The following is a 24,929-nucleotide window of genomic DNA, read 5'->3' as shown; positions in this document are numbered from 1 at the left end:
GTGTGTGAGGCCCCAGGCGATCACTGATGGTCGCTACGCTCAACGCTGCCACCGCATGCCCATCGCGATTGAGGATCGGCACCGCCAAGCCCGCCATGCCTTCCAGCACCCACGCTGTACCTGGGCATGAACGGCGGCACCATGGTTTCCTGATGTTCAACCGCCTGCGGGGCGGCGACGAAACCAACGTGGAGCCCGGCTTCAAGGCCTGGCCAAAAACCGTCGGCCCCAACGTGCTGGAATACATCGCCAGCTCGGCGAAGATCTGCGAGCCGGTGCAAGCCGACGAAACCGCACTATTGCCCCTCACCCCGACCCAGGTCGCAACCCAGAAACTGCTCGGCGTGCCGATGGAATATGCGCGGCCCAAGGAAGGTGCGGTGGAGTCGGTCGATTGAGCGTTGAGCATGGGAACGATCATGGAACGATGGGTTCCGCGCGTTTGTGGGCGGTCTTCAGGTAGGCGCGTTCCACGATGTCCCGCACCCGCTCACTCACCGGCTCGCCCATCAGGTACGCATCGATCTCTTCGTACGTGCAGCCATAGGCCTGTTCATCCAGCTTGCCCGGCGCCAGTTCCTCGAGGTCGGCCGTGGGTTGCTTGTGCACCAGGTTCGCCGGCGCGCCAAGGGCACTGGCCAAGAGGCGCACCTGGGTCTTGGTCAGGCCCGACAGCGGTGCCAGGTCGCAGGCGCCGTCGCCGAATTTGGTGAAAAAACCCATCAGTGCTTCGGCGCCATGGTCGGTGCCGACCACCAGGCCATTGTGCAGGTTGGCCACGGCGTACTGGGCGATCATGCGGGTGCGGGCCTTGACGTTGCCTTTGATGAAGTCGACCTGGGCGGCGCTGGCGGCGGTGGCGGTCAGGCTGGCCATCAGGCCGTCGACGCTGGCGGCGATGTTCAGGGTGTCGATGTGGTCCGGGGTGATGAAATCCAGCGAGGCCTGGGCGTCGCTCTCATCGGCCTGGGTCTTGTAGGGCAGGCGCATGGCGATAAAGCGCGCGGCGTAGTCCTCGGTACGCAATTGCTCCACCGCCAGCTGGCACAGGCGGCCGGCGGTGAGGGAATCGACGCCGCCGCTGATCCCCAGTACCAGGGCCTTGCAGCCTGAATGACGCAAGGTGGTCTTGATGAAGTCAATGCGCCGCTGGATTTCCTGGGCTTCACCGCCCTTGACCAATGTGCGATCGATATTGAGTTCCTGCGCGATACGTTCCTGCATGTCACACCTCCACGTTGCCGACATTGAATACCTTCGCTGCGTACTGCAAAAACGAGGGGTCTTCGCAGACGTTCTTCACCGGGTCATCGGAGAACTTCACCACCGGTTCGCCGTGCACGCGCACCAGCTTCATGACGATGCTAAGCGGCTCCACGCCCTCCACATCACAGGCCAGGCTGGTGCCCATGCCGAAACCGAACTTGGCCTTGCCACGGATGTGCCGCAGGATCGGCAGGCATTTTTCGAAGTTCAGGCCGTCGGAGAACATCAGGTCCTTGGTCATCGGGTCGATGCCCAGCTGTTTGTAGCGGGCCAGCACCTTGTCGGCCCAGGCGATGGGATCACCGGAGTCCTGGCGCAGGCCGTCGTAGAGCTTGGCGAAGTACAGGTCGAAATCCTTGAGGAAAAAATCGGTGCTGATGGTGTCGGTCAAGGCAATGCCCAGGCGGCCGCGGTATTCACGCACCCAGTTTTCCAGGCCGGCGTTCTGGCTTTCGCGCAACCGCCCCAGTTGCTGGTGCACCATCATCCACTGGTGCGCCATGGTGCCGATCAGCGGCAGGTCGAATTCGTAAGCCAGGTGCGCATTGCTGGTACCGACGAACTGGCCGGGGAAGTCGCGGCGCATGATGTCCACCACTTCGCGCTGGGCCTTGAACGACAGGCGCCGGCGCGTGGAGAAGTCGGAGACGCGCAGGTCGGCCAACTCGTCGCGGCTGAGGTTTTTCTCCAGCCAGTCGAACTTCTGGTAGAGCTTGCGGGTGACGTCTTCCAGGGTCACGTCGGGGTATTTGGCGCGGTTGCGCAGCTCGCTGACCAGTGCCAGTACCGGTTGCTCGAACATGATGCAGTGCAGCATCGGCCCGACCACACGGATGTTCAGTTGGCCGTCGACTTCGCTGACGTGGATATAGCGCAGGTTGAAGCGGAACAGGCCGAGGAAGCGTTCGTAGTCGGGGGTCAGGTATTCGCGAAAGCGTGGGTTGAATAGAAAGCGCAGCTCGCCCTCACGCATCTGCAGGCCGGCCATGTTCTCAAGCTCGGCGCGCAGTTCGGGGATCAGGTGGCCGAGTTTTTCCTTGGAGCGCACGATGAAGTTGTATTCCACATCGACATTCGGGTGCTGGTGCAACACCGCCTGCATCATGGTGAAGGTGTAGTAGCACCCGTGAGTTTTCAACGATTGACTGATCCCTGTGAATTCCGCAAAAAATGGACAACCGAGTCTCAAGGTTTTCTAGAACCTGCACCCCAGGTGTCCCTTCCTGCTTCTCCTCAATGACAGGCAGCGCAAATAGCCCAACGGATGGTTTACGGGCGGACGACCAACTTCCTTTAATCAGCTAAAAAACGACAACTGGCTGGTAAGTGCTTCATGCGATGACAGCCCCCCTCCCGAGCAAATGAGGAACGTCATCGGAAGTAATGCGCTTGGCTAATTAACTGCTGAGAACACAGCTCACGCAGACCGATGTGAGTCACACCTATTAGATGAAAGAGAGGCGGTGGGTCTGGAAGGTGCACTAGCAAAGTGACCATGTCTTAGTCGATTTGAGGCAAATCGCTGCGAATGCCAGATACCCACACTTCGGGGAACGCCGATACCAATCTGCGTACCCAAACGCCTCTCGTCTGATGGAGCAGACGCCCTCGGGGATTCATCGTTGACAGTTCCACCCTACTGACACGAGGCGCCCGTATCTTGGGCCCCGTTGAGCATTTCCCAAAAAACTGGGTGCCGGAGGGTATCCCGAGGCGATTTGACGACCTCCGGATTGTCTCTGGCGTATCGCCTTAAGCGTTGAACTCATACCAGAGAGTGTCTGCCCACTCGCGCTAACAGTCTATTCGGCGACCGCCCATCAGTAATTACCTTGCCCTAAGGAACATCACGATCTCAATCCGCTACAACGCTACATTATTCGATATCTGCTGTTTACACATCAGCGCCATATATCTTCCTTAATCCGGCCCCTCCCCCATAAACCCCCAAAACCTCGATACGTAAGGCCTAGGAGATAACCCACCCCAGAAAAACAAAGGAAAGGCAAACCAAAATGAATATTGTCAATTAATAGAATAATATTAGCACTTCAAAACAAACTGCACACAAGGATAGTTAAAGCATACTTTGAATTAGGCTTGACAGCGACTAATCAACAACTTTAAATCTCCTATCCGAGATCACCAAGCCCCCCTGAAAATGCCTGCAGTAGTCAATCGAAAGCCGCGTCAGACTCCATACAGAAAGTACCGATACGTGGTGCTCCCACGCATATTCCTATTCAAGACTGAAAACGCTGCGAATGATGAATGTGCTACGAGCACGGTCATTATCCAGGGCAAATATGTTATTCAGCCTTTCAAAACCGAGTCAGGAAAAGACGATTTAAGGAATGTGCCAGTCATATTGAAACCAGACGGTTCTATATGGCACCACGGATCTCTCTACCTGCTTTCACGAGCATCTGAGTACAACCCTCCTTCCGACCAAACGCTCAGATCATATGCAAAGGGGCTGGTTGATTACATCAATACTTTGGCCGTTGACCAAATAGACTATCTGTCAACTCCAATTCGACAAGGTTCTCGACCCACCTACCACTACAGAGCCGAGCTAGAAGCAAGAATAAGTGAAAACCTGCTTGCGATATCTACGGCCAACTCACGTATAAGCACAGTAGTTAATTTTTATCGATGGATGAAAAAACGATATGACTACCATCCAAGTCAAGACCTCTGGACTGAGATTAAAAGATACGTTCGTTTTAGCAACTCAAAAGGCTTCGGCAGTGGTAAAGAAGTTATTACAACGAATTTGCATATCAAACAATCGCCAGAAACCAATACAGGAGAGTATGTCGTAGATGGTGGAAAACTATATCCATACACCGAAGAACAGCAACGCACGCTTGCAAAAATTCTTTTTAAAACTACAAACACAGAGATGATACTAAGTTTTCTAGTGGCATTAACTAGCGGCGCACGCTCGCTGGCAACTTACACCCTTCGAACATCTGACATATTGATTCCTTACACGGTTCAAGGCAGTGAAGTAGCCATCAAAATTGGGCGCAATACGGGCGTCGACAACAAAAACAATAAAAAAATGAAAATCTACATTCCGGCATGGCTAAACCGCCTGATATATACTTATATACACTCCGAACGTTACAAGCGTAGAGTTGCAAAGGCGGGACAGCCCACCGATGGCGAGCAGTACGTATTCCTAACATCGCATGGCAACCCATTTCATATGTCCAAAAGCGACATGAGAAGGGGACAGGGCCAGGCGATCCAAGAAGGAAGCTCTGTTCGTAAGTTTATTTCAGAGACGCTTCAGCCTGCGCTGAACCAACTAGAATCCCCTTTCAAGTTCCGTTTCCACAACTTGAGGGCGTGCTTCGGCATGAATCTTCTAGAAGAAAAGCTTAAAGGCTTACCTCAAGACTCTATCGCCTACACCCGAGCGGTGGGAAAAGTCCAACAGCGCATGGGTCATGCTGATATCTCTACCACGAATAGATATCTGAGTTATCGAGAGGATAACGAGTTGAAATTCCAGGCGCAGAGCATGTTCGAGCAGCATTTACAATCAATATCCGAAAATTATGTATACAGTTAAAATCAAATCCATTCTGCGTCAAGTATCGGGAATTACTATCATCGAGTTTGACAAGCTGTCGATGCAAGAAATCAACGCGAAAATTGATGAGATTGGCATACATCAAGTAGCGTTTGCGACTAAATACGAAACAGTATTCCACGTTGGATCACACTGCTTTCGCAAACGTTATCGCATTGGTGGCACTGCCCTCTATCAATGCCAGAGGTTTGATCTGATTGAGAGCAGGTGCAAGGCACTTGACGGCTGGGCGAGAAACGCCATCACAGCCGTAAAAACTGGCATGATTAGCCAACCGACATTCACATCGAATTCCCGCGAACTTAATCAGTTTCTCTGCTGGAGTTACAAAAATGGTTACTCTGACCTTTTTGACAGTGTCGAAAGGTATTACGAAGCCTACACTTCATACTCCAAACTTGCTTATGACAAATACACAGATGGTAAATATGTCTACCACACCGCCGCCATAAAACAAAGCGTCGCATTCAGCACGCTTTACTGGTTCTTTCCCGACTGCACTATTAATTACAAACCTGCACTGCCGAAAGTACCAGTGAAACATGGCTACAACCAAACTCCTGTACCACGGGAACAAGATGTGGCTCGCGGACTGGGATTGTGCACTGAGATTTTCAATGGATTCACAGAGGCGCTACTGAACGGCTGGAAATATCCATTCCAGGTAAATCTGATGGGTGAATATTTTTGGACAGTCCCACATCGCTGGCTATGTCATACCAATAGGGCAACTCCACCCGAGGTGAGCACGGGTCTATGGCACTACAGGTCAGGCACGTTAAAGCCTCAAACGCATGAGTATCGTATTAAGCGCTACTTCGAGGCTCTGGAGACAATTGCGGAAGAGAACAAGAACCCGCAGGTGCTGACGACTCACCGACACCGATTGGGAAAGTGGGCCCATGACAGCTTTGTCCTAATGTTTGCCGCTAACACTGGTATGAACGAGCATCAGATCAGGGATCTAGAATGGCTAACCGGTGAGTACGAGGTAGTACCAAGTACACAGGGATTCAGGACTGTAAAATGGCGCGCCGGTCGAAAGACGCAGAGTTTTACGATCACAAATCGCTTTGTAAAAGATTTTGAACAATATCTTAAACTAAGAGCGTTTCTCACTAGAGAAAGGCCAATCAACTCTCTTTTCATCCAAATCCCCGTTCAGGTGGAAAAACGGTGGAAACCGCTACAACTTTCCGCTCTGAGAAAACTAGGCGATGCAATTCGTCAATACCTTGATGAAAGCTTCCCATTTCTGAGTTACCGCCAACTGCGACTTTATAAATACAACTACTTATTAAAAGAATTTGGAGTTGTGGTGGCTAGTCAAATAATGCAGAGCAGCATCGGCACAATCGCTAAGGCGTATTCGTCTGCAGCTGACGATGTAGCAACCAAGGAAATCAGCGCTTACTACAACCTCCTTTCAGAGGCGCACAAAAAAAACATCCAGAGAAGGAAGCAAACGAGCACACCTTCAGGGCATTGTATTGAGCCAGGCAAAGCAATTCTACTGGTACAGATCGATCACACTGTAGCGGAACCTTCTTGTAGCAACTTTATCACTTGTTTGTTCTGTGAACACTTTGTCGCACACGCCACGTCCAACGACGTCCGTAAGTTGCTCAGCTTACGCTATTTCCTTATGGAGATACGGAGCCAGTCAATTTCTGCGGAAGAATTTGAAAAATTGAACGGAGCCACTCTACAAAAAGTGAACTACATCATTGAACGACTTAGAAATACCTCGAGCGAGTTCAGCGCAGCTGCAGACCTAATTGAATCAGAGGTTTTTGCCAGCGAAATTTTGACGGACTATTGGGCAGCGCTGCTAAACAACCTAGTAAGAGTTGGAGCTATGAAATGAATTCGACCAAAGCTAGAAAACACGCAGATAAGGGCCCCGACGCTTACCTAGACATGGAAGTAGCTGAGATCAATGAAAGCACCGTGATCAGCCGTGACGAGGATGGAAATATCAGCTCTATATTTGCTCACAACAAATGGTTCACACCTCAGCTTAACAATCATCATCTCAAAACATCCTGGGTTTGTTTTTCCAAGTTCAGCTGTAACAATACGAACGAGCTCGAAAGCCTGACACAAGCTAAAACTATTATCTGTACACAGATGTTTCGCCCGTCAAAGAGAACAGGCTCTCATCCTAGCCACGACGGAGTGATGTCCATTCTTGGGGCTCTCCGTAAGCTGCATGCATTCGCGTCAACAAAGAGTTTGACTTTAGCTCAGACATTTGAACGCCCAGTAGAATTCGGAGATTACATTCAAAAAATAGATTCTCTTATTGATCTGAGAGTCTTTAAGACAATGCTCAACAAAGTAGTGGAGCACTCCATATACCCGGTCTCGCCTCTCGCTCTCAAACTAACTGACCAGCTTATTCGAGAGTCAAACGACGAATCAGAGCAACACCCAGTTATTCCTGGTCGTATCCTCTTCCAGAAAATGTCAAATTACAAAGAACTTCTCACAGAATACAATTCTGTTGCAGAAAATATTGAAAAGCTCAACCTCAGAGTCGGTGCCAACCCGTTCTATGGTAGGACAAAGCAGATATCCACCGACCCAACGCTTCCCAATATTGCTTTCAAGCAGGCCATGGATGAGTGTGGCCTGACTGAAATTAGCGAGAAATATAAATTCAATCAGTTATCTAATATCGCAAAATACATCAATCGGTGCTATTACGCTGCAAAGATGCTCATACATGTGTTTACAGCAATGCGCGAGCGGGAAGCATACCTACTGAAAGAATCCTGCATTGAAAGGATCTCCACTGATACATATATAGTTCATGGTTTAACCATCAAGCTAACTAAAGCACCTCAACCAGCCAAATGGGTGACATCAGCCGATATTCTCTTCCCGTACGAGACGGCAATGAACATCACGCGGCTTATAAAGAATTTTATTCCAGACAGCATCAAAACCCAGGATTATCTTTTCCTATCTGTATCCTACTTGCCCACCTCCAATTATCACAACAGCGCTTGTAAATCAAAAAAATTAACTCAGGCTATCTTGTCGCCATTCAAGTTTGAGCAAACCTTCCCACCAACGCTTATCAGTTCCGAAGACTTTAGTGAGCTTATGATGCTGGATCCACTTAGAGAATGGCAATCTCAAGCGGCTTTCCAACCGGGTGAAAATTGGCGATTAACCACTCATCAATTCAGACGTTCAATGGCCGTATATGCCGCACAAAGTGGTCTGGTATCACTGCCATCTTTGAAAAAGATGCTGCAACACACACTGCTCCAGATGTCACTGTATTACACCAAAGGTTTTGCTACAGCTAAATACCTTTTCGAGGACATTAACCCTGAAACCGCAAGATACTTCAAAGAACAAGCGATTCCGGCGGAGGCTAGCCTTTTCTTGAAAGACGTCATTATGGAGGAAGCAACGCTTCACGGCGCAGCGGGGACTTTTCATGAGCGCAACATCAAAAATTCGTTCTTGGGAAATATTGTTACTAACTTTTCTGAAACGCTAAAAAAAATGAAGCAAGGATTGATTTCTTACAAAGAAACCATTTTGGGAGGTTGCCTAAAGGTAGGAGAGTGCCATGAGCGGGCTCATCACAACTATGTCGCCTGCCTCAACTGCACAAATGCCTGCATCAAAGAGAAGAAGCTAGACCAATCAATCCTAATTCAGGTCAAAGTTATCGAAAACATTCCGAAAGGAACGTTTGCCTACAACACCGAGCAGACCAAGCTCAGCATGTTACAACTCTTCAAAGACAAAATCTCACAGGTGATCGCATGACCTCAGATGTTATCCAGCAATACGAAGCTGCTCTTCAACGACTAATCAACAACCAGTCTGCTTCATCAAGAGTGAAAATCAGCCGCGATAGCGTGGCTAAAGCATCACTGCAAAGGAGCTCACCTAGCGGTAAACATCCTCGCCCCAAAGTACGCGCTCCAAAAAATAAAGCACAGCGTGTTGAGATTGTTACGGATGATGCGAACTCATGACTTCCGATGTCATTCTTCAATATGAAACAGCACTTCAACGACTGGTTGAAAACAAGCCTAACATTTTGCCGCCGGGCAGCAAGATCACCATCAACAACGTGGCCTTGGAAGCTGGGCGCGGTAAAGGCTCCATCAGAAAAGATCGCGAGTGCTTTGATGAGCTTCGCGAAAAGACCAAGGCAGCCGCAGCCAAACAAAAAAAAGAAAATAGTGCGAAACCCAACAAGGGGGCTGAAAAGCTTTTCAAAGACCTTTATCACGAGAGCTTGGCCAGGGAGCTGATGCTTATCTCGCAGATCGATGAGTTGGATAAAGACCTCTCGGCATTGAGTAACGTTACCAACATCGCCACTCATAAGGAAAAAAACAGCAAGGGTGCCAAGAAATGAGCGCCCGGAACAAGATTCTCAATTTTGCGTAGTGGATTAATGGAGTCACTGGAGAGGTCGCCGGAATGCCTTTCCAGAGCCGCTTTCAACGAATTGGAGAATTACCCCGAGAGTGATGATTGGCGAGGAAGGGGCTCCGGTTCATGACACTACTGAGGCGACCATTCGTACCTAGATCACTTCTGAGTTTGAACGTTACTCGCGGCTCCAACATAGTCCTCTTACCACGTTGCAGGTTACGCTTGACGGAGGAATGCGGAATGATCCCGAAGAACCGGGATCAGATTATCGCTGGTCGGGAACGGCTGAAATGCTTGGTCAGACAATGATGCCTATCGGCTTTCTGTAGTAGCCAGTGCAATGGCCTGCCATTCGCTCTGAGCCCGTAACTCACACCTCGACGAAAGCTATTCGTAACTTATTTGCACAGCCCTAATTCAGAACAAGTACCTTTTGGAACACGTCACCGGCTGCAAACTTAAACAGGGTCTCAAGCAACTAATCTCGCGTCTCGATTGGCACAGTCGCCCTTCGCGTCAGGGCGTTATTTCTGATCATCAAAAACTCACTTTCTTTTTCACTACGTTCCTTTTTTTTCTTTCGCTTTATTTCTTTGAAAACCCCATCGCGAATCTTATTGAACTGAAGATTTTCGCGCATCCTTAACGAAACTTCTGAAGATGGCCAACTTTTCCGCTCCATATCTTCAAACAAACAACCATTATTTACCATCCCCAACGGCCATAGGTTTTCCACATAATGGTCAACTGAACGGCACATATAAGCAAACCTATATTCCGCATATCCTAGGCAGTTAGCAACTATGTTGTAGGCAAAACTCAGCTTCATCGTCCCCCCGGATGAACTCACAACTCTCATAAGCTTCCGCGCTCGATATTTAATCTGAGCAACAGTCATACCCTTCGAGGTGCCAAGATATACTAGCACATCTGCCACTCTATCCTCTCTAAGAGTGTAATCGTCCAGTGGCGCCCAATTTGAAATATTGTTCGCATTCAGGAATGCTTGGAAATGTTCACCCAAATGTGTAATTGCAGCTCTAGCACTGAGAACGCTGTCGACTTCTTGCGGAGGATAGACTGTGTAGTTCATGGCAGGGAATGCTCTTAGATCAGTTCCTTTCGGTCATAATAATCAAAAAAAACCATCTGGCAAGCACGGAAAAGTTCGAGCTGTCAATATATACTTAATCTTATTGACATATATTGACAGGCTACCTTGCGCTTTGACGGATTGATTCTTTTTAGTGCGTTATTTTTTACCTCAGCGTGGCAACAAAACAACATTGAAGAGTCCGTAAACAAGCGGGGCTGATGTTAACCCATCATGTTGATGAGTGCTCATCTAACAGGTTGCTAGGACGAAGCGGTTTCACTTATAGGCGCCGCTAGGTTCAGAACCTTCCATCACTTCCTTAAGCATATCTGAGGTACCAATCGACGTGGCCATGTGGCGTAGCGCGTATTCAGAAGGTCTGCTCCATGGACGCCCTGTAAGAACGCAGAGCGGAATGGCGGCTAGAATGTCAATCACTGGATATGCTAACGTGATCGCTTCGGATCCCTAGTCGAGATCGGGCGGTCGGTTCGCCAAGGCGGTATAGCCACAGGGTGCTTCATCTCTTTCGCTTCATATGCATTCCGACAATAGTCAGAGGGCAGCCGACACCGCTGGCGAATTGGAGGATGCTATGCGCGTACCAATCTCTCTTGCCGACCTACGTATCAAATACGGCTTTAACCGTATCGTCAAAAAGCTCCAGCGCAATTGGCGGAGCGCTTTTTCCCTATCCCTCGCATCTTCGCAAGAAATCCTCTCGAAGGGTCTTGGCTATCAGGATCTTCATGATCTGCAAACCTCGGCTAGCAAGCACGCCGAGAATGTCGCCGGGCCTACTCAAGATGAAGTCAGGGACGGGATCAGTAACGCCCTTACCGCTTTCTGTCAGTCCAAAAAAGTTACTGACATGGGCGAGCGCGACGTCAACCAGTTAGTAAGGTTGCTGCCCCTACACGAGCTTACCGTGTTCCAGACTTCACGCTCACAACAGGCCGGTACTCTCGCTTCTCAGTCCGTCTTTGAATTAATCACAAGGCCAGCCAATGAGCTGGCTGGGGCTGCCAGTCAGGGACAGTCGAAGCGTCCCGCACACTTACGCGACGATCTGAGTGCAGAGCTTCTGAAGCCTCCAGCAGACCCCATCAGCCAAGAAGAACTGAAAAGCTTTTGGGAGGTTGTAGAGCGCAAGGGTAGTCTTCATGACCAATGTTTGTGCCTGGGTTTGCTGCAAGGTATTCGTCCGCTTGAACTGCTAAACGTCAAAGCTCATGACGTTTACACTACTGACGAGCACTCTCTCCTACGGATCAAGAATTTTAAAGCGCGCAGTCGTAGTGGTCAGCTATTTATCCCTCCCGTATTCAGTACCCTCATTGAGAGGTACGTGCGCCAAGCGAAGATTCCTCCAATCGGTTACCTCTTTCCTTCTCCGAAAGACAGCAATGTCCCTATGTCGCTCGAGCAAATGCATCGGATTATTGGAGTCTATCTGCGAGAGGCCATAGCTAATCCATCTCAGAGGCGTGCATCCTCCATTCGCCAATCCATGCTCCACGTTGCTGCGAAACATATTCTCGAGCGGATAGCGCAAAACATGGGACATCAGGTTAGCGGGATGACGATGAAGTATCTGCGCATTCCGAAATCAAGCTCTGAGGAGTGATGATTTGGCAGGGGCCACGTTTAATTTATGCCGTGCCCTAGCGGGCCGGCTGTCGTGAACCAGGCCCGGCGATACTCGCCGTTGTCCTGGCCCTGCCGGGCTTCCATCTTCGTGCCTGCGCGCTCCGCTTGCCTGATGCGACAGTCCTCCAACACACCAGTCCCAACTGCCGCGATTGGGCAAACCTGTATCTCTTCAAAAAAAATCATATCAGGCTCAAGGTTTTCCGAAACCAACCGTTTGTGATGGGTAAATACCCTTTTTTTGAGCGACGGCTTTGACCTTCTCTACACATGACTTCGCACAGCGCCTGAGCGGCGCCTTTTCGTTCCCCTGCACGATTCTCGGCAACCGCCAGCGGCGCACATGGGAGCGGCTGATCAGCTACATCGAATCCTCGGCCTGCGCATCCGAATTCAACAAAGCGGCGGCCTATGCCGAGGGTTATGCGCAGGCCTTGGCCGATACCGACCAGATCGAGATTTCCATCGCACGAGATCTTTTGATCATCGAAACGGTCGACGCCTGGCGATACGCCCGTACTTATACGAATACTTCGACCAACCTGAGCTATCCAGGAAAACCATGACTTCCTTTTTTAAACGCTACGCTGACGGCGGAACATCAGACCTGCACATCCATATGCCGCAGCGTCTTCTGCCCACTACCGTCAGTCATTGTCCCCTCGAGGTCTTAGTGGGCAATTGGGAAAAGTATCTCTTAGACCCCTCCTCCCCTCGAGAGCATTTTCCATGGGCAGCGCGTTTCGTTATGGGAATGCCCGTTCCAACCTGGGCGCGCGGGCTGGAGTGGAACCTCGGACAGAGGTCTCGTTTCATCTCTGCAGTATGGTCAGGCGCAGATCTGGGGAGCTACCTCACGAATGACTGGTACGAATCAGAGAGCGGTGGCAGGACATTGGCCGAAAACAGTGAAATTTTGATTGATGGCCAACAACGTCTGCACAGCTTGGAAGAGTATCTCCTCGACCGTCTCGCGATTCCTGATGCACAAGGGCAGCCACGGATTTGGTCTGAGCTCGGCAACGGCGAAAGGAAAAGGTTTCTTTCGACGATATTCACCCATGCGCGTGTTTCCTCTGCCGACGAAACAGCATTGCGCAGGACATACTATCTTTGCGCGCTGGGCGTTGTGCCTCGGTCATTTGATCAACGAGCTGTTCGGTAATCTTTTAATCAAGGCGGTCGGGCGTACCCCTTCGGGAGCGGCTGTCGTAAACCGAGCCCCGCTACGCTGGGTCTCGGCCCTTTGGGCTTCCACCCTTACGCTCTTCGACCATCATGGTCTGCGCGCTCCGCTTGCATGCTAGCAGAGGTCACTTCCTTGCTTGGACATTACCTCCAGCTCCCACATACTGATCTCGAAGCAATCGGAGATGAGGCCGGCGATGTCATGGCTTTTTTGGAAAGATAAACGCCCTGCCTGGGTGCAGGCAGAAGAGCGAGAGTTCATCAAAGCGGTGAACAGCCTGCAAACGCTGCAGACAACTCCTCGTGGCGGGATGAGGATTGATCCTGAAGAGCTCAGGGATCAGATCCTGGCGTCACGAGAACGGTACAAAAGCCTGGTGAAAAGATAGCCGTATCTAAGCGATGGCTTGATGAGGAAGATGTGGCGTAAGGAATTAGCACCTAGACTTCATCCTGCGTCCTATGGAAGGGACAGTCTCAGGAGATCACATGCGCATAATCATTAAATATCAAGACGGTGAAGGCTGCATTACCGAACGCGAAATCTCGGATCTGCAAAAGGAAAACGATAATCTCATTGGCGCGTTTTGCCACACCCTTGATGAATGGCGATCATTTAATGTAAATCGAATAATTCATGCGGTAGCTCGAGATACGGGAGAGTTGATTAACCCGTATAGGCTTGTGTCAGAGATGCGTGACGAGCAGTCTCTGGACTCGCTGACCTGGAAGTACCGACAGGCTATCAAGTCGGTGAAATTTTTCTGTCTCACCACTCGAGGATTGGGTAAACGCGAGCGCCCTCGGATCGTCGATTTCGTCAAAGTCCTAGTGGATCCGTCACAGCACTCCAGAGAAGATATCACCGAGTGGGTTAACAACCTGTGGTGCGCAGACCTTTATCGATACCGCGATGGTGACGTTGATGAGTACAAAGGGCTGCTACAGCAAATCCCTTACTCACTGCTCGACCAATGTCGGGAGTGCGCGCTGAAGATAATCGTGGGCTCAGGCCGGAAATCCGAAAACCCCGACTGGTTGCAGAGAATTGATGAAGAATTCAGCTCTCACCCCGTAGTGCGAAAACCGATCAATCCCGGGGTTTGACCATGATCGAAGGAGTGAATAATGAAGCTATTACGGGACGCACGAACCCTTAAGATCAAAGCTGTCAGTTCCCTTCGTATCGGGATGCAGTCCTTCAATAGCTTTGACGACGATGGCCGTATCACTACTGTATTGCTCCACCTTCAGCACGCCTGTGAAATGCTGCTCAAGGCAGTCCTTGTTCAGAACAAGGCCAAAGTATTCGATAAGGTTACAGGGCGCTCAATTTCGTTCGACAAAAGCCTTGGGCTTTGCATTGCCCACTATGGTCTGACTCAAGAAGAAGCCGGTGTGATGCGCGCGGTGGATAGTCTGCGTGATGCTGCCCAACATTGGTCGGTGGTTGTTGCCGAAGACTTGCTTTACCTCAACACTAGGGCGTTGATAACGGCATTTGATGCCTACCTGCTCCGAGCATTAGAGATTAGCCTGATTGATCACATTCCGGCTCGTGTACTGCCAGTGTCGACTATGCCGCCAGGTGATTTTGAGTTTTTAGTGGACAGGGAATACAACCTGATTAGGGATTTGTTGGAGCCGGGAAGACGTCAACGTGATGAAGCACGTGGCCGTATACGATCAATGCTGGCCATGGAATCCATCGCGGTGGAAGAAGTAGAAGTATCCGAACGCGATATTGATCGGGTAGAAAAGGCAGTGCGTGGCGGCCAAGGCATCAATGAAGTATTCCCTCGACTTTCGATGGTGGGCACTCGTACTGACGGCGAAGGCGTGAACTTGGTTGTTCACTTCACGAAAAAAGTAGGTGCGCCTGTACGATATATCGGCGGAGATGACCCAGCAGAGGCTGCGGCAGTGCGTGAGTTAGATCTACAGAAAAAATTTCATCTTGGAGCAGCCGATCTCGCGAAGAAGGTCGGGCTTTCCCAACCTAAAGCCAAAGCCCTACGAGCACATCTGGGCATAGACGAAGATGTGAAGTGCCGTAACGTATTCGAATTTGGATCGACTCGTATTCCTCAGTTTTCGGACAACGCCTTTACGCTGATGCGCGATGCCTTGGCCAATCTCGACATCGAAGAAATATGGCGGGCACGGAAGCGTTAGTTTAAAAAACCACCTCTCAGAGCTATCTGGCCGCTCTATCTAACAGGCCCATCGGATATGACCGCAAACTTCCGCACTTCGATAAAGAGTTTCCACTGACATCAAAGCCTCCGCGCTGGCAAGCAATACATGAAATCGATGGACGTACTGAGCTCAGGTTTGATGCCGGCAGTCGCCTTGGATGACGAATTCCCCGCAGTCACCGGCTTGATATAGAACCCTGCCCGGCGAGAGGGGTCTGCTCTTGTATCAGATCTCGGGAATACATCGAATGTCCGCGCAACACAGCCTAGTAATACTCGCTCGTGGAGGCTACGCCGCTCGAGGATTGCTGTATTTGATCATCGGTATTTTCGCGTTGCTCGCAGCACAAGACTCGACAAAACCGAAGGACAGCCACAAGAGCCTGGAAGCATTGCTGAGCCAACCATTCGGCTATTTTCTGGTTGGGCTTGTGGTGGCGGGTCTGCTCGCGTTTGCGGCGTGGCGCGTGCTTCAAGCAACGCGTGATGTCGATCATCATGGCAAAAAATTCAAAGGTTTGGTAATTCGCGCAGGTCTGTTCGCGGGAGGTATGGTCAACGGCGCTCTCGCGTTTTTCGCGTTGGGCCTACTCATTAGCGGTATTAAAAGCTCGGGCGATTCCGGAGGGCAAACCAAAGACTGGCTAGCGCATTTCCTATCCTGGGATCACTCGAATTTGTTGGTGTACCTGATCGCTCTCGTTCCCCTTGGTGTGGGTGTTGCTCACATCATCAAGGGATGGAAGGCGTCGTTCGAGAAATATTTTGAAGCTGACGAAGACGTCATGCGGTATGTCCGTCCGGTGTCGCGGTTCGGCCTAATAGCCCGAGGGGTTGTTTTTATAGAGATTGCGTTGCTGCTGGCAATCAGCGGTTCCACTTATCAAGCCATGGATCCACCTGGTATGAAGGAATCACTAGACGCACTCCAAAATCTACCTGCTGGTTGGTTGATTTTGATTGTGATGGCCTTGGGGCTGATTGCCTTCTCGGTTTACAGTTTCTCAGAAGCCTTTTGGCGCAAGATCAACATGGATGTGCCGGGAGTACCGAGCAGGGGTTGATGAGAAACGGAAGTCTTACTGCCATGAGGAGCCTTACTCGCACCAAGGCCCCCATGTTGGTGGGTGATCTACGATATCGATGGACGTACTGAGTTCGTCTTGCATGTGCTCGAAGACTTTGTCGAGACGCGGATGAGCTTTCGATTCTCGCAGTGCATTTACCAACTCCAGAAGCTCTCGGCCCTGGGCTAGCGGCATCTGGATATCGCAGTACACCGTGTCATCGTCTTGTCCCATGCCCTCACCCGCTCAGTCTTTTTTAGATTTATTTCTTGCGGCCCGATGCTGCTCCAGGTGTCGCATCTCTGCTTCCCAACTCGCCAGGAATTTATCCCAGCCTGAGGCGTATGGCCCATCGACCAACCTGGTCGACCCGACGCTTGCCTGGTAGAAACGCTCTCTCCAGGGTTGCGGAATAGTCTGCTCCAAAATGATGTTGATTCCGGAGTTATGGCGCATCACCGAGGCAGAGTTACGAACCTGAATGAGGTCGAGTAGCTTATCGCTAGAGGGGGTGTCGTTTCGCTCTTGGTCGTCGAGATCATCGAGGATGGCAAGGAGGTCGGATGCATTGGGATCACCAGGACGGCGGCTTGCAAGCGCCCACAGAACCTTTCGCCTAGTTCTCTCACGCTCGCGGAGTAAATCGCAGGTCATTTCAGCCTCCTTTTCACAAAGCTGGGCGGTGGTTATGGCGTGCCACCTTCGGCGGATGGCTGGCGTGAACCGAGCCACGGCAAACCGCGTCTCGGCCCTTCGGGCGCTCATCCTGCACGCCTGCGCGCTCCGCTTGCCTAACGTGTAGTGCGCCGGAATTCTGACTGAGTTCAATTTTCAGCGAAATTGTGGCGCAAACGTTTCGCTTTTCTCGCAAGCCACGAACATTACTCCTTATGAAACTTGCTGAAGCGACTCGACAGCGTAGAAGGAGCAATTATTTCCCAAGACTCCGGTCTAGAGGTCGCACTGAAAATTACCCAGGCACGCCAAAGGAAAAACAACGCAACCAAACCAGCTTCAATTATCGTAAGCACTGTAGCGTTATACATATAGCTTTGATCTTGTCCGAATAAGCAGATCAATGCGAATAAAGAAGGAAACCAGCCGATAAGAAATACCATGCAGAATGCGAGAGCGGCGGCGCCCGCCAAAATCATTGGCACCATGAGCCTAAAGGAAGTAGCGAAAATTTTCTCGCCACTTTCTTTTTGAACACCATAAATCACACCAATATTTTTTTCTTTTTTACTACTGCTCTTGAACATCCCATAAAATGTCACACTTTGGCCACCCTCTAATTCTTCGTAAATTTTATTGGTCAATGTCAAATTAGGAATGATGGATCCATCAATACTGATCTTGGCTTTATACCCACCGTTCATGGGCATCACAGATCGGACATAGTCGAGCGTTCCGGAAACTTTTACGCAATCAAACTTCATTACAACATTTACCTTTTATTCACGTAATAGAGTTCTGGAGCAGTTGAAATCTACAGCTTCCCCAAATGTAACCATGTCCCGGTAGCAGAGAGGTGCGCGCGGAAGACCCTGCTGCGAGGAGCTCTGGCGTTTCCCTGCTGGTAGGCGATACGCAGGTGATATCAACCAGCCACGCCCAAGGCTGAATATATTAGATGGAATGGGTTTTAGCAATGTGGCCTTATCCTCGCATTTGGAGATTCCAATGCTTGCTAAGGATTCACTTGCCGCTGTCCTACGCGTCCTCAGACGTGCGCGTGATCTGAAAGCAGAGGATTTTTCGACTGGCATCGACCCCACTCACGTGAACAACCTTGAAAACGGTAAAGTCAGCGTATCGCTTGAAACGCTAGAGTCCGTAGCAAAGATCCTTGACCTCCGAACCATCTCGTTGCTGGTGCTCGCAACAAGTCTTCGCGAAAAAATATCGCCTCATGAGTTACTGGCCGAAGTAAAAACGGAAGTACGCGAGTTTTCTTCGCCACGATTTTTGGCCGATTTCGCAAGCCAAATAGAAAATGGCGAGCTGGTGCGCAGACCCTCGGGAGCTCAGGTTTCCCAGAAAAAATTGGCTGCTGTACGAGAGTGCAAGGTTGCGGGCATGACTCAGCGTGAGACAGTCGTAAAGCTCGGTTTACCTGCTTCCACCGTGCAAAGGTACTGGCACAAAGAATAATTTCCTCACTAAAGCGCAGTAAGATCCGCAGCGGCTTTGCGCATCACCCCATCCTGATTTACCCGTGCAGCATTACTGATCAGAGCGTTCTGATATCGTTGCAGCAATAATCCTTGGCTCTACTTCAGTCCTGAAGATCAGCAATGGATAGAACGCTATGCGTACCAAGCCGTGAGAGAATTCGATGAAGCATGTCAGGTTAATCCGACACGGGGAAAGTGCGGCTAACGCCGGCGAAGCAAGCCTGGATCACGCGACCATCCCTCTTACGCCAAAGGGCGTGGGACAAGCGAGCCTAGTGGCAGGGTCATTCGCCCAGGCCCCAGATCTGATTGTTACGTCTCCATTTTCCAGAGCTCAAGCAACTGCGATGCAGACAGTGGCTGCTTTCCCTTCAGTGCCGTTTGAAATATGGCCTATCCAAGAGTTCACCTACCTTGAGCCCGCACGGTGTATCAACACGACCGTTGCTCAGAGGCGAGATTGGGTGGAAGCATATTGGGCCAAAGCAGACCCCGCATTCACGGATGGTGAAGGTGCCGAGTCTTTCCTGGACTTTATATCTCGGGCTCAGTCTTTCTTGGATCACCTTGCAGAGCATCCTGCTCATGACATCGTAGTGTTTTCGCATGGGCAACTTATCAATGCCGTAGCGTGGCTGATCGAGCGCAACCCGCTGACAATCGATGGCCAGGCAATGACCGAGTGGCGCGAGTACGAGATCACCAACCACGTGCCTAATTGCTGTGGCTACAAGCTAACCAAGCACCCAGAAGATGCTGGCTGGAGATTAAGTCCTGGAGAGTCGCGAATTGACGTAGCTCAATGCGTGCCCGGCAGAGCCTACCAAGCAGTTCGCGATCCCGAGCGTTTGCTCATTGAAGAGCGCGCCGAAGCTATCTCAGCTGCAGGCTATCCACTGCCAGTTGATGATCCGGCTATGTACGCTGAGCAAAGGCTAGAAGAGGCCACAGCGGCAGCTCGTTCATCCCGGGTAAGTCGCGTCAGCAATAGCACTGCGGCTGAGCTCTCAGCGAGAGAGGTATGCCAAATATTCCGAGAGGTCACCTTCGAGCGACGGACGATGACCAAAGTGAGCCAGACGTCTTGGGATGAGACTTATGCGGGACATTTCGTGGTGAGCGTCGAGGGTTGGCGGATATCGATCTACAACGACTGTGACACGCTCGACTACTGCGAAGAATGCGTCAATCCGGATGGACGGCGATGGTCGTTTGACGCGGGGGATAGATTTGGAACAGATCCCATTGCGTTGCTCAGCACTTGGGAACATCAGACGCTTGAGCGTCTCCTGAAGGCGCTCTAGGGAGCCAATGTCGAGCGGGCCTCTGCGAGGACGGCTGTCGTGAACCAAGCCTCGCCGTTGCCGAGTCTTGGCCCTGTGGGCTTCCATCCTCCCGCCTGCGCGCTCCGCTTGCTACTGACCCCCATGTCACCTTTCCACGAGCTAAGAGGCCCAACAGCCTCGTCTTAATTCAGACGCGGTGCTCGGATGGAAGTGAGTCGTGCATACAGGCCACGAGTCGGGCGCACGAGACTTCATGAATGAAGCGCCTCAACGAGCGCGGCAAGCAGCAAGCAGACGCTCGCCACCAGGGTAAGCCGTAATCGCATCGGCAGGTACCAGGCGGGCAAGCTCATAACCCGCAACAGCTGCCTGTCCTGCCGGAGGTGGACAACAAAGCCGATGACCAACAGCAAGCAACCCAATGGCATTGGCAATAACGTGGCAATCCAAGCAATAAGCGCAGGAATGACACTCCAGATGAACCGGTCGCTGCGCTGCTTGGCACTCATGTCTTGCACGGTCATGGCGAAGCCCCAGTGCAAGGCTCCAACGAAGCTCAGGATGACTGCGCCGTAGTTAACAAGCGCATTATCAAACAACGTCCGATAGTCGAGAGAGAACGGGATCAGCAGCGCCAGAAAAATAAACGGCAACAGACCGCCATAACCCAGCAGGCTGACGTACTTTGGCGGAGAGATTGAAGGCAACACGTTCATTTGTATTCCTTGCTGTGAGCGACACTCAAGACTGTAGGCCCAAAAGCCCCGCCTGGGCGAGATATTCATGGGATGGTGGATTACGTGACTGTAGCCCAGTGCAGTTCCAAACTTCGTGAGTCTGTTAATCGACCGTTCAGCACGAACTTGCACTTAACAGAGGCTGGGATCAAATTTGGAGCCGCGCCAGCTTTCCTCTCCATGCTTACCCTGGTCGCGCTTACTCGTTATACGTCCTTGATCTTTACCGGGCGTCAGTCTGAAGACGCTTGAGCGTCTCCTGAAGGCGCTCTAGGGGCAAAGTCGCAAGGACGGCTTTCGTGAACAGAGCCTCGCAGTCACCGAGCCTTCGCCCTGTGGGCTTACATCCTCCCACGTGCGTAATCCGTTTGCTAATGACCGCGCTTCACTTTTTCAGAAGCGCTGTTGACCCAATGGTACCGTGATTGATACGCGCTGATTGAAAGCAGCGAAGCTAACATTCTAAAACTCACCACGTTGGGGCATAACGACCTTAGCAGCTCGCATTCCAGGAATTCAGCAATGTAGATAACTCTTCCGCTCGTACTGGAGGGCTGAGCAAATACCCTTGTACGAATGGACAATCCATTTCTCTCAATCGTTGGAGCTGAGCGAGCGTCTCAACGCCTTCCGCTGTGATAGCCAAGTTCAACGTCCTGCCAAGGGAAAGGACACTTCTGATGATGGCATCACTTCGGTCGAAGGACATCATTCTAGAAACGAAGGAACGGTCGATTTTGATGGCGTCGAACGGGTAGCGGTCAATATATCCAAGGGAGCTATAGCCAGTACCGAAGTCATCAAGCGCCACGCGAACCCCTAGCGCACGAACGGCCTCCAGCACGCTTGCGGTCATCTCCGGCTCGTGAAGAAAAACAGATTCCGTAATCTCGATCTGAAGCTCGTGCGCGCAAACTCCCGTGGTCGACAGCACATTGATGACTTGAGCTACATAACCAGGGCGAATGAGCTCAGTGCCTGATACGTTCACATTCAAATGCAATTTTAGCGAAGGGAATTCGTGCTTCCAACGCTGCAATTCCGAGCAAGCTTGTTGCATGACCCAACGGCCCAACTCGTGAATTACACCGATATCTTCAGCTACCGGAATGAAGGTGTCTGGAGGCACATGCCCCAGCTCTGGATGTAGCCATCTGACCAAAGCTTCGACGCCACTGATTTCACCGGTCTCGACGTTATAAATCGGCTGGTAAACAACTGAAAACTCTTGGCGCGCGATGGCTTGTTTCAGCGCGTTTTGCATCAGGAGTGCATCAATAGCAGCCTTTCGCATTGAGGCATCAAATATCGTCCAGCGGCCACGCCCTTTCTTCTTCGCGGCGTACATCGCAACATCAGCGTCTCTAAGCAAATCTTCAGGTGTTTCGTGTGAGGCGTCAGCTGTCACAATGCCCAAGCTGCAGGAAGTGAAAATATCCTGGCCATCAATAGCAACTGGCTGGCTGAGTTGGCTAACGATGCGTTGAGCGAGCTCGATGGCTAGAGGAGCCTTTTCATCCCCGGCCAGTAGAATTGCAAACTCGTCGCCGCCAATGCGGGCAAAGATGTTGTCTCCCTGGATACAGCTTTCAAGACGCCGCGCGACGACTTTCAGGAGATGATCACCTGCGATGTGGCCGAGACTGTCATTGACAAATTTAAATCGGTCAAGGTCTAGAAACAGTAACGTGGCCGCAGGTATATAGTGGGGCTTGCTCGCAGTGAACATACTCAGCAACCTAGACATAAGATAAGCCCGGTTGTGCAGCGAGGTCAGATTGTCGTGAAAGGCTGCATATGAAAGCTCCTCCTCAATGCGCGCCCTCTCCAGCAGCCGCGTCTCCAACGCAACCTTCGCGTCTCTATCAGCCTGAGCCTGACGTGCGAGCAATTCTGCGTCCTTGCGTTCGCTGATATCCCTCTGAACGGAAACCCAATGGGTGAACCATCCTTGCTCGTTGGCGACAGGCACTATGCTCAGTTGCACCCAAAATTTGCTACCGTCTTTGCGAGCGTTGATAAGCTCCACCTCAATGGGCTCCCACTTAGACAATGCGACACGAATTGAATCGAGAGTTGCTCTGCTCGTATCTTCTGAATGGAGAATACGTGGGGTTAGCCCGATCACGTCTGACAAGCTAAAACCCGTAATGGTGAGGAACGCGGGATTACAGTAAACAATCCTCGGGCCGGGCTGATCTATGGGCTCGGCCTCAGTGATCAGGATTGAGTCTTTCGCATTGACCACCACAGACTCAAGTAGCCTTAAGCGCTCGATCAACGGATCTATAGCCGGAACAGGTTTGGTTTCCTTGGATTCGATCAGCTGACTAAAAAGAGCGCCATGAGTTTTCAATGCGTATTTTTGCGCCGCACTCAAGCGTTGTTGTGGCTTAGCACTGCTGACCAGCAACACGCCCAACAAACTGTTGTCCGCCCCACGTACGGCTAGGCCAATCAGAAAGCCCTCTCGAAAGTACATAAGCCGGTGACACAAGATAGGCATAACCTGTCCTGCGGCTTCACTGATTGCGATCAAGCCTTTTTGAAAAACCGCATCACGTAGAAAGCTTTCAGTAGAAGCCTCGACGATTAGGTCTTTGTGCACACCGTAACTGGCGATAATCCCCCACTTCCCTGGCAGCCCCCCGACAAGCAATCCCCTGGTGCAGTCTGCTGAGTGGGCAGCAGCCTGAGCCAACAAATTCATCGCGTCTGAGCTTTGGGTGTTGAAGTTATCTTGCATTTAATCGCCTATTATCAAGCCATCACTCGGGCTGGCGGTTACCAAAGTATCACTATGCCACCACCTGCGTATGAGGCTTTGACGGATGGCTAGGTTCCTACGCTATAGGAATAGGTAAGACAAACAGTGCACAGCCCGACCTAGCTGGCACTGCGTCTGAATCTCCGCTCTCCTCCCACACAAAGCTACGGTGTTTGAGGTCGGTAAAGTCTATCTCGCGGCAACCGCAACGTTCCCATTGTCAGTATGTTTCTTTCAGAATATCTTGTACAAGAGTTATACAAGAGTATTGTCAATGTACAAGAAAATGAATTGGCCGCTGACGCTGTACTTTGACGGTGAATGTCCTCTTTGTGCGCGCGAAATCAAGTTCCTGCGCGGACATGCCGTAAAGGAGCTACTGATTTTCGTGGACATCAGCAGCGGTGCATTCGACGCCAAAGCACTCGGGTTCACGTTCGAGCAGATGCAGTCCTCGCTGCACGCCCGCTTCGCTGATGGACGTTGGGTAACCGGCCTGGATGCCACCCTGTGGAGCTGGCGAGCCGCCGGCTTGGGTTTCTGGGCAGCGCCACTGACGTGGAATGTATTCCGCCCGCTGCTTGAATTCGGTTATCGCCTTTTCTGCCGCTTACGCCCCCATTTGGCGTGGTTACCTCACCCAGATAGCGGCAGCCGCTGCGTCGATCAACAGTGCGCGGTGCCGGCGTCAAAACCCGCATCAGACGAGCAGTCCACTTTGAAAAAAAAGCAGACCTAGAAAGCTTCGCCTTGTCATGTCCCAGACGCAGAACCTGGGTAATGGCTGATCTGGCGAACCCTGTGTCATCTGCGCCAGATCGTGCGCAGCAGATAGTCTCCTACCGCCAAGGATTGCCGACACATACAGCGCAGCATGGCTGCGAGGAATCAAGATGAACCCATCATTAGCCGAACATTACCGTGAAATTCTCGTCGGCGTAGGCGAGAACCCTGAGCGTGAAGGACTGCTGGACACGCCCAAGCGCGCAGCCAAAGCAATGCAGTACCTGTGCAATGGCTACGCAATGAGTCTCGATGATGTGATCAATGGCGCATTGTTCGAATCGCAAAACGATGAAATGGTCATCGTGCGCGACATCGAACTGTATTCATTGTGTGAGCATCACATGCTGCCCTTCATCGGCAAGGCTCATGTAGCGTACATCCCCACAGGAAGGGTACTGGGCCTGTCGAAGGTGGCCCGAGTGGTGGATATGTTCGCTCGTCGCCTACAGATCCAGGAAAACCTGACCAAACAAATTGCCGACACCATTCAGCACATCACCGATGCCGCCGGCGTGGCGGTGGTCATTGAAGCGAAGCACATGTGCATGATGATGCGGGGCGTGGAGAAACAAAATTCGGTGATGACCTCATCCGTGATGCTGGGCGCCTTTCGCGAGTCCTCCTCTACGCGTCACGAGTTCCTGCAACTGATAGGGCGACAGGGTTAACACCAACAAATCGCATCAGACTGCAG

Annotated in this window: 22 protein-coding genes and 3 pseudogenes; 16 read left to right on the top strand and 9 right to left on the bottom strand. The window is 51.2% G+C overall.

Features of this window, described 5'->3' with window-relative positions:
• Positions 1-7: 7 nt before the first annotated feature.
• Positions 8-109: pseudogene (locus tag M2397_RS13975) on the bottom strand (IclR family transcriptional regulator); the annotation flags it as partial.
• A gap of 31 nt (positions 110-140) precedes the next feature.
• On the opposite strand from M2397_RS13975, the pseudogene M2397_RS13970 reads away from it, so the two are divergent.
• Positions 141-383, top strand: a pseudogene (locus M2397_RS13970) (ABC transporter substrate-binding protein); the annotation flags it as partial.
• 34 nt (positions 384-417) lie between these two features.
• Here the strand turns inward: M2397_RS13970 and nadE are convergent.
• Positions 418-1,224: an ammonia-dependent NAD(+) synthetase gene (nadE, locus tag M2397_RS13965; protein WP_259243673.1), complete on the bottom strand. Its 807-nt coding sequence runs from the start codon at positions 1,222-1,224 to the stop codon at positions 418-420.
• Position 1,225: 1 nt separating this feature from the next.
• Complete coding sequence (pncB, locus tag M2397_RS13960) at positions 1,226-2,404, bottom strand: nicotinate phosphoribosyltransferase (protein WP_259243672.1); 1,179 nt, start codon at positions 2,402-2,404, stop codon at positions 1,226-1,228.
• A 1,023-nt stretch (positions 2,405-3,427) separates the two neighbouring features.
• Between pncB and M2397_RS13955 the strand changes: the two genes are divergently transcribed.
• From M2397_RS13955 to M2397_RS13935, 5 genes are read left to right on the top strand one after another with little or no spacing between them, the layout of a single operon-like run.
• On the top strand, positions 3,428-4,849 hold the full coding sequence (locus tag M2397_RS13955) for a site-specific integrase (protein ID WP_259243671.1): 1,422 nt from the start codon (positions 3,428-3,430) through the stop codon (positions 4,847-4,849).
• Positions 4,836-6,737 carry an integrase gene (locus M2397_RS13950; RefSeq protein WP_259243670.1) on the top strand — a complete coding sequence of 634 codons (1,902 nt, stop codon included), beginning with the start codon at positions 4,836-4,838 and terminating at the stop codon, positions 6,735-6,737. The genes M2397_RS13955 and M2397_RS13950 overlap by 14 nt, the downstream gene beginning before the upstream one ends.
• Positions 6,734-8,662, top strand: coding sequence for an integrase (locus tag M2397_RS13945; RefSeq protein WP_259243667.1), 1,929 nt, complete (start codon positions 6,734-6,736; stop codon positions 8,660-8,662). The genes M2397_RS13950 and M2397_RS13945 overlap by 4 nt, the downstream gene beginning before the upstream one ends.
• Positions 8,659-8,874, top strand: coding sequence for a hypothetical protein (locus tag M2397_RS13940; RefSeq protein ID WP_259243666.1), 216 nt, complete (start codon positions 8,659-8,661; stop codon positions 8,872-8,874). The genes M2397_RS13945 and M2397_RS13940 overlap by 4 nt, the downstream gene beginning before the upstream one ends.
• Positions 8,871-9,263, top strand: a complete 393-nt coding sequence (locus M2397_RS13935; protein ID WP_259243664.1) for a hypothetical protein — start codon at positions 8,871-8,873, stop codon at positions 9,261-9,263. The genes M2397_RS13940 and M2397_RS13935 overlap by 4 nt, the downstream gene beginning before the upstream one ends.
• 498 nt (positions 9,264-9,761) lie before the next feature.
• On the opposite strand, the gene M2397_RS13930 is transcribed toward M2397_RS13935, so the two are convergent.
• Positions 9,762-10,376 carry a hypothetical protein gene (locus tag M2397_RS13930; protein ID WP_259243662.1) on the bottom strand — a complete coding sequence of 205 codons (615 nt, stop codon included), beginning with the start codon at positions 10,374-10,376 and terminating at the stop codon, positions 9,762-9,764.
• Between the two features lie 598 nt (positions 10,377-10,974).
• Here M2397_RS13930 and M2397_RS13925 point away from each other — a divergent pair.
• The 6 genes from M2397_RS13925 to M2397_RS13900 all read left to right on the top strand — a co-directional run bounded on the left by M2397_RS13925 (position 10,975) and on the right by M2397_RS13900 (position 16,479).
• Positions 10,975-12,006, top strand: a complete 1,032-nt coding sequence (locus tag M2397_RS13925) for a hypothetical protein (protein WP_259243660.1) — start codon at positions 10,975-10,977, stop codon at positions 12,004-12,006.
• Positions 12,007-12,283: 277 nt separating this feature from the next.
• Entirely contained in the window at positions 12,284-12,595 is a 312-nt protein-coding gene (locus M2397_RS13920) for a hypothetical protein (protein ID WP_259243659.1), read from the top strand.
• Positions 12,592-13,194: a DUF262 domain-containing protein gene (locus M2397_RS13915; RefSeq protein WP_259243658.1), complete on the top strand. Its 603-nt coding sequence runs from the start codon at positions 12,592-12,594 to the stop codon at positions 13,192-13,194. The genes M2397_RS13920 and M2397_RS13915 overlap by 4 nt, the downstream gene beginning before the upstream one ends.
• Before the next feature lie 512 nt (positions 13,195-13,706).
• On the top strand, positions 13,707-14,324 hold the full coding sequence (locus M2397_RS13910) for a hypothetical protein (RefSeq protein ID WP_259243656.1): 618 nt from the start codon (positions 13,707-13,709) through the stop codon (positions 14,322-14,324).
• 18 nt (positions 14,325-14,342) lie between these two features.
• Positions 14,343-15,392 carry a hypothetical protein gene (locus M2397_RS13905; protein ID WP_169873802.1) on the top strand — a complete coding sequence of 350 codons (1,050 nt, stop codon included), beginning with the start codon at positions 14,343-14,345 and terminating at the stop codon, positions 15,390-15,392.
• Positions 15,393-15,663: 271 nt separating this feature from the next.
• On the top strand, positions 15,664-16,479 hold the full coding sequence (locus M2397_RS13900) for a DUF1206 domain-containing protein (protein ID WP_259243654.1): 816 nt from the start codon (positions 15,664-15,666) through the stop codon (positions 16,477-16,479).
• A 33-nt stretch (positions 16,480-16,512) separates the two neighbouring features.
• On the opposite strand, the gene M2397_RS13895 is transcribed toward M2397_RS13900, so the two are convergent.
• The 3 genes from M2397_RS13895 to M2397_RS13885 all read right to left on the bottom strand — a co-directional run bounded on the left by M2397_RS13895 (position 16,513) and on the right by M2397_RS13885 (position 17,921).
• Complete coding sequence (locus tag M2397_RS13895; protein WP_259243652.1) at positions 16,513-16,716, bottom strand: hypothetical protein; 204 nt, start codon at positions 16,714-16,716, stop codon at positions 16,513-16,515.
• Positions 16,717-16,728: 12 nt separating this feature from the next.
• Positions 16,729-17,136: a hypothetical protein gene (locus tag M2397_RS13890; RefSeq protein WP_259243649.1), complete on the bottom strand. Its 408-nt coding sequence runs from the start codon at positions 17,134-17,136 to the stop codon at positions 16,729-16,731.
• A 227-nt stretch (positions 17,137-17,363) separates the two neighbouring features.
• On the bottom strand, positions 17,364-17,921 hold the full coding sequence (locus tag M2397_RS13885; RefSeq protein WP_259243648.1) for a hypothetical protein: 558 nt from the start codon (positions 17,919-17,921) through the stop codon (positions 17,364-17,366).
• Positions 17,922-18,165: 244 nt separating this feature from the next.
• Here M2397_RS13885 and M2397_RS13880 point away from each other — a divergent pair, with 244 nt between their 5' ends.
• Together M2397_RS13880 and M2397_RS13875 are read left to right on the top strand one after the other, a co-directional pair.
• On the top strand, positions 18,166-18,636 hold the full coding sequence (locus tag M2397_RS13880; RefSeq protein WP_259243646.1) for a helix-turn-helix domain-containing protein: 471 nt from the start codon (positions 18,166-18,168) through the stop codon (positions 18,634-18,636).
• A 184-nt stretch (positions 18,637-18,820) separates the two neighbouring features.
• Positions 18,821-19,429 (top strand): annotated as a pseudogene (locus tag M2397_RS13875) (histidine phosphatase family protein); the annotation flags it as partial.
• A 767-nt stretch (positions 19,430-20,196) separates the two neighbouring features.
• Here the strand turns inward: M2397_RS13875 and M2397_RS13865 are convergent.
• Both M2397_RS13865 and M2397_RS13860 read right to left on the bottom strand, forming a co-directional pair.
• Positions 20,197-20,661, bottom strand: a complete 465-nt coding sequence (locus M2397_RS13865) for a DUF3429 domain-containing protein (RefSeq protein ID WP_259243644.1) — start codon at positions 20,659-20,661, stop codon at positions 20,197-20,199.
• Between the two features lie 514 nt (positions 20,662-21,175).
• Positions 21,176-23,428, bottom strand: a complete 2,253-nt coding sequence (locus M2397_RS13860) for an EAL domain-containing protein (RefSeq protein ID WP_259243643.1) — start codon at positions 23,426-23,428, stop codon at positions 21,176-21,178.
• 295 nt (positions 23,429-23,723) lie between these two features.
• Here M2397_RS13860 and M2397_RS13855 point away from each other — a divergent pair, with 295 nt between their 5' ends.
• Entirely contained in the window at positions 23,724-24,188 is a 465-nt protein-coding gene (locus M2397_RS13855) for a thiol-disulfide oxidoreductase DCC family protein (RefSeq protein ID WP_259243640.1), read from the top strand.
• Between the two features lie 154 nt (positions 24,189-24,342).
• Positions 24,343-24,903 (top strand): GTP cyclohydrolase I FolE, encoded by a 561-nt coding sequence (gene folE / locus M2397_RS13850; protein WP_259243638.1) that lies wholly within the window; start codon positions 24,343-24,345, stop codon positions 24,901-24,903.
• Positions 24,904-24,929 lie beyond the last annotated feature (26 nt).

It is taken from the genome of Pseudomonas sp. BIGb0381 (assembly GCF_024809815.1).
Taxonomy (GTDB): Bacteria; Pseudomonadota; Gammaproteobacteria; order Pseudomonadales; family Pseudomonadaceae; genus Aquipseudomonas.
Note: the sequence above shows the minus strand (reverse complement) of the source record. Positions and strands in the feature narration are given on the sequence as shown.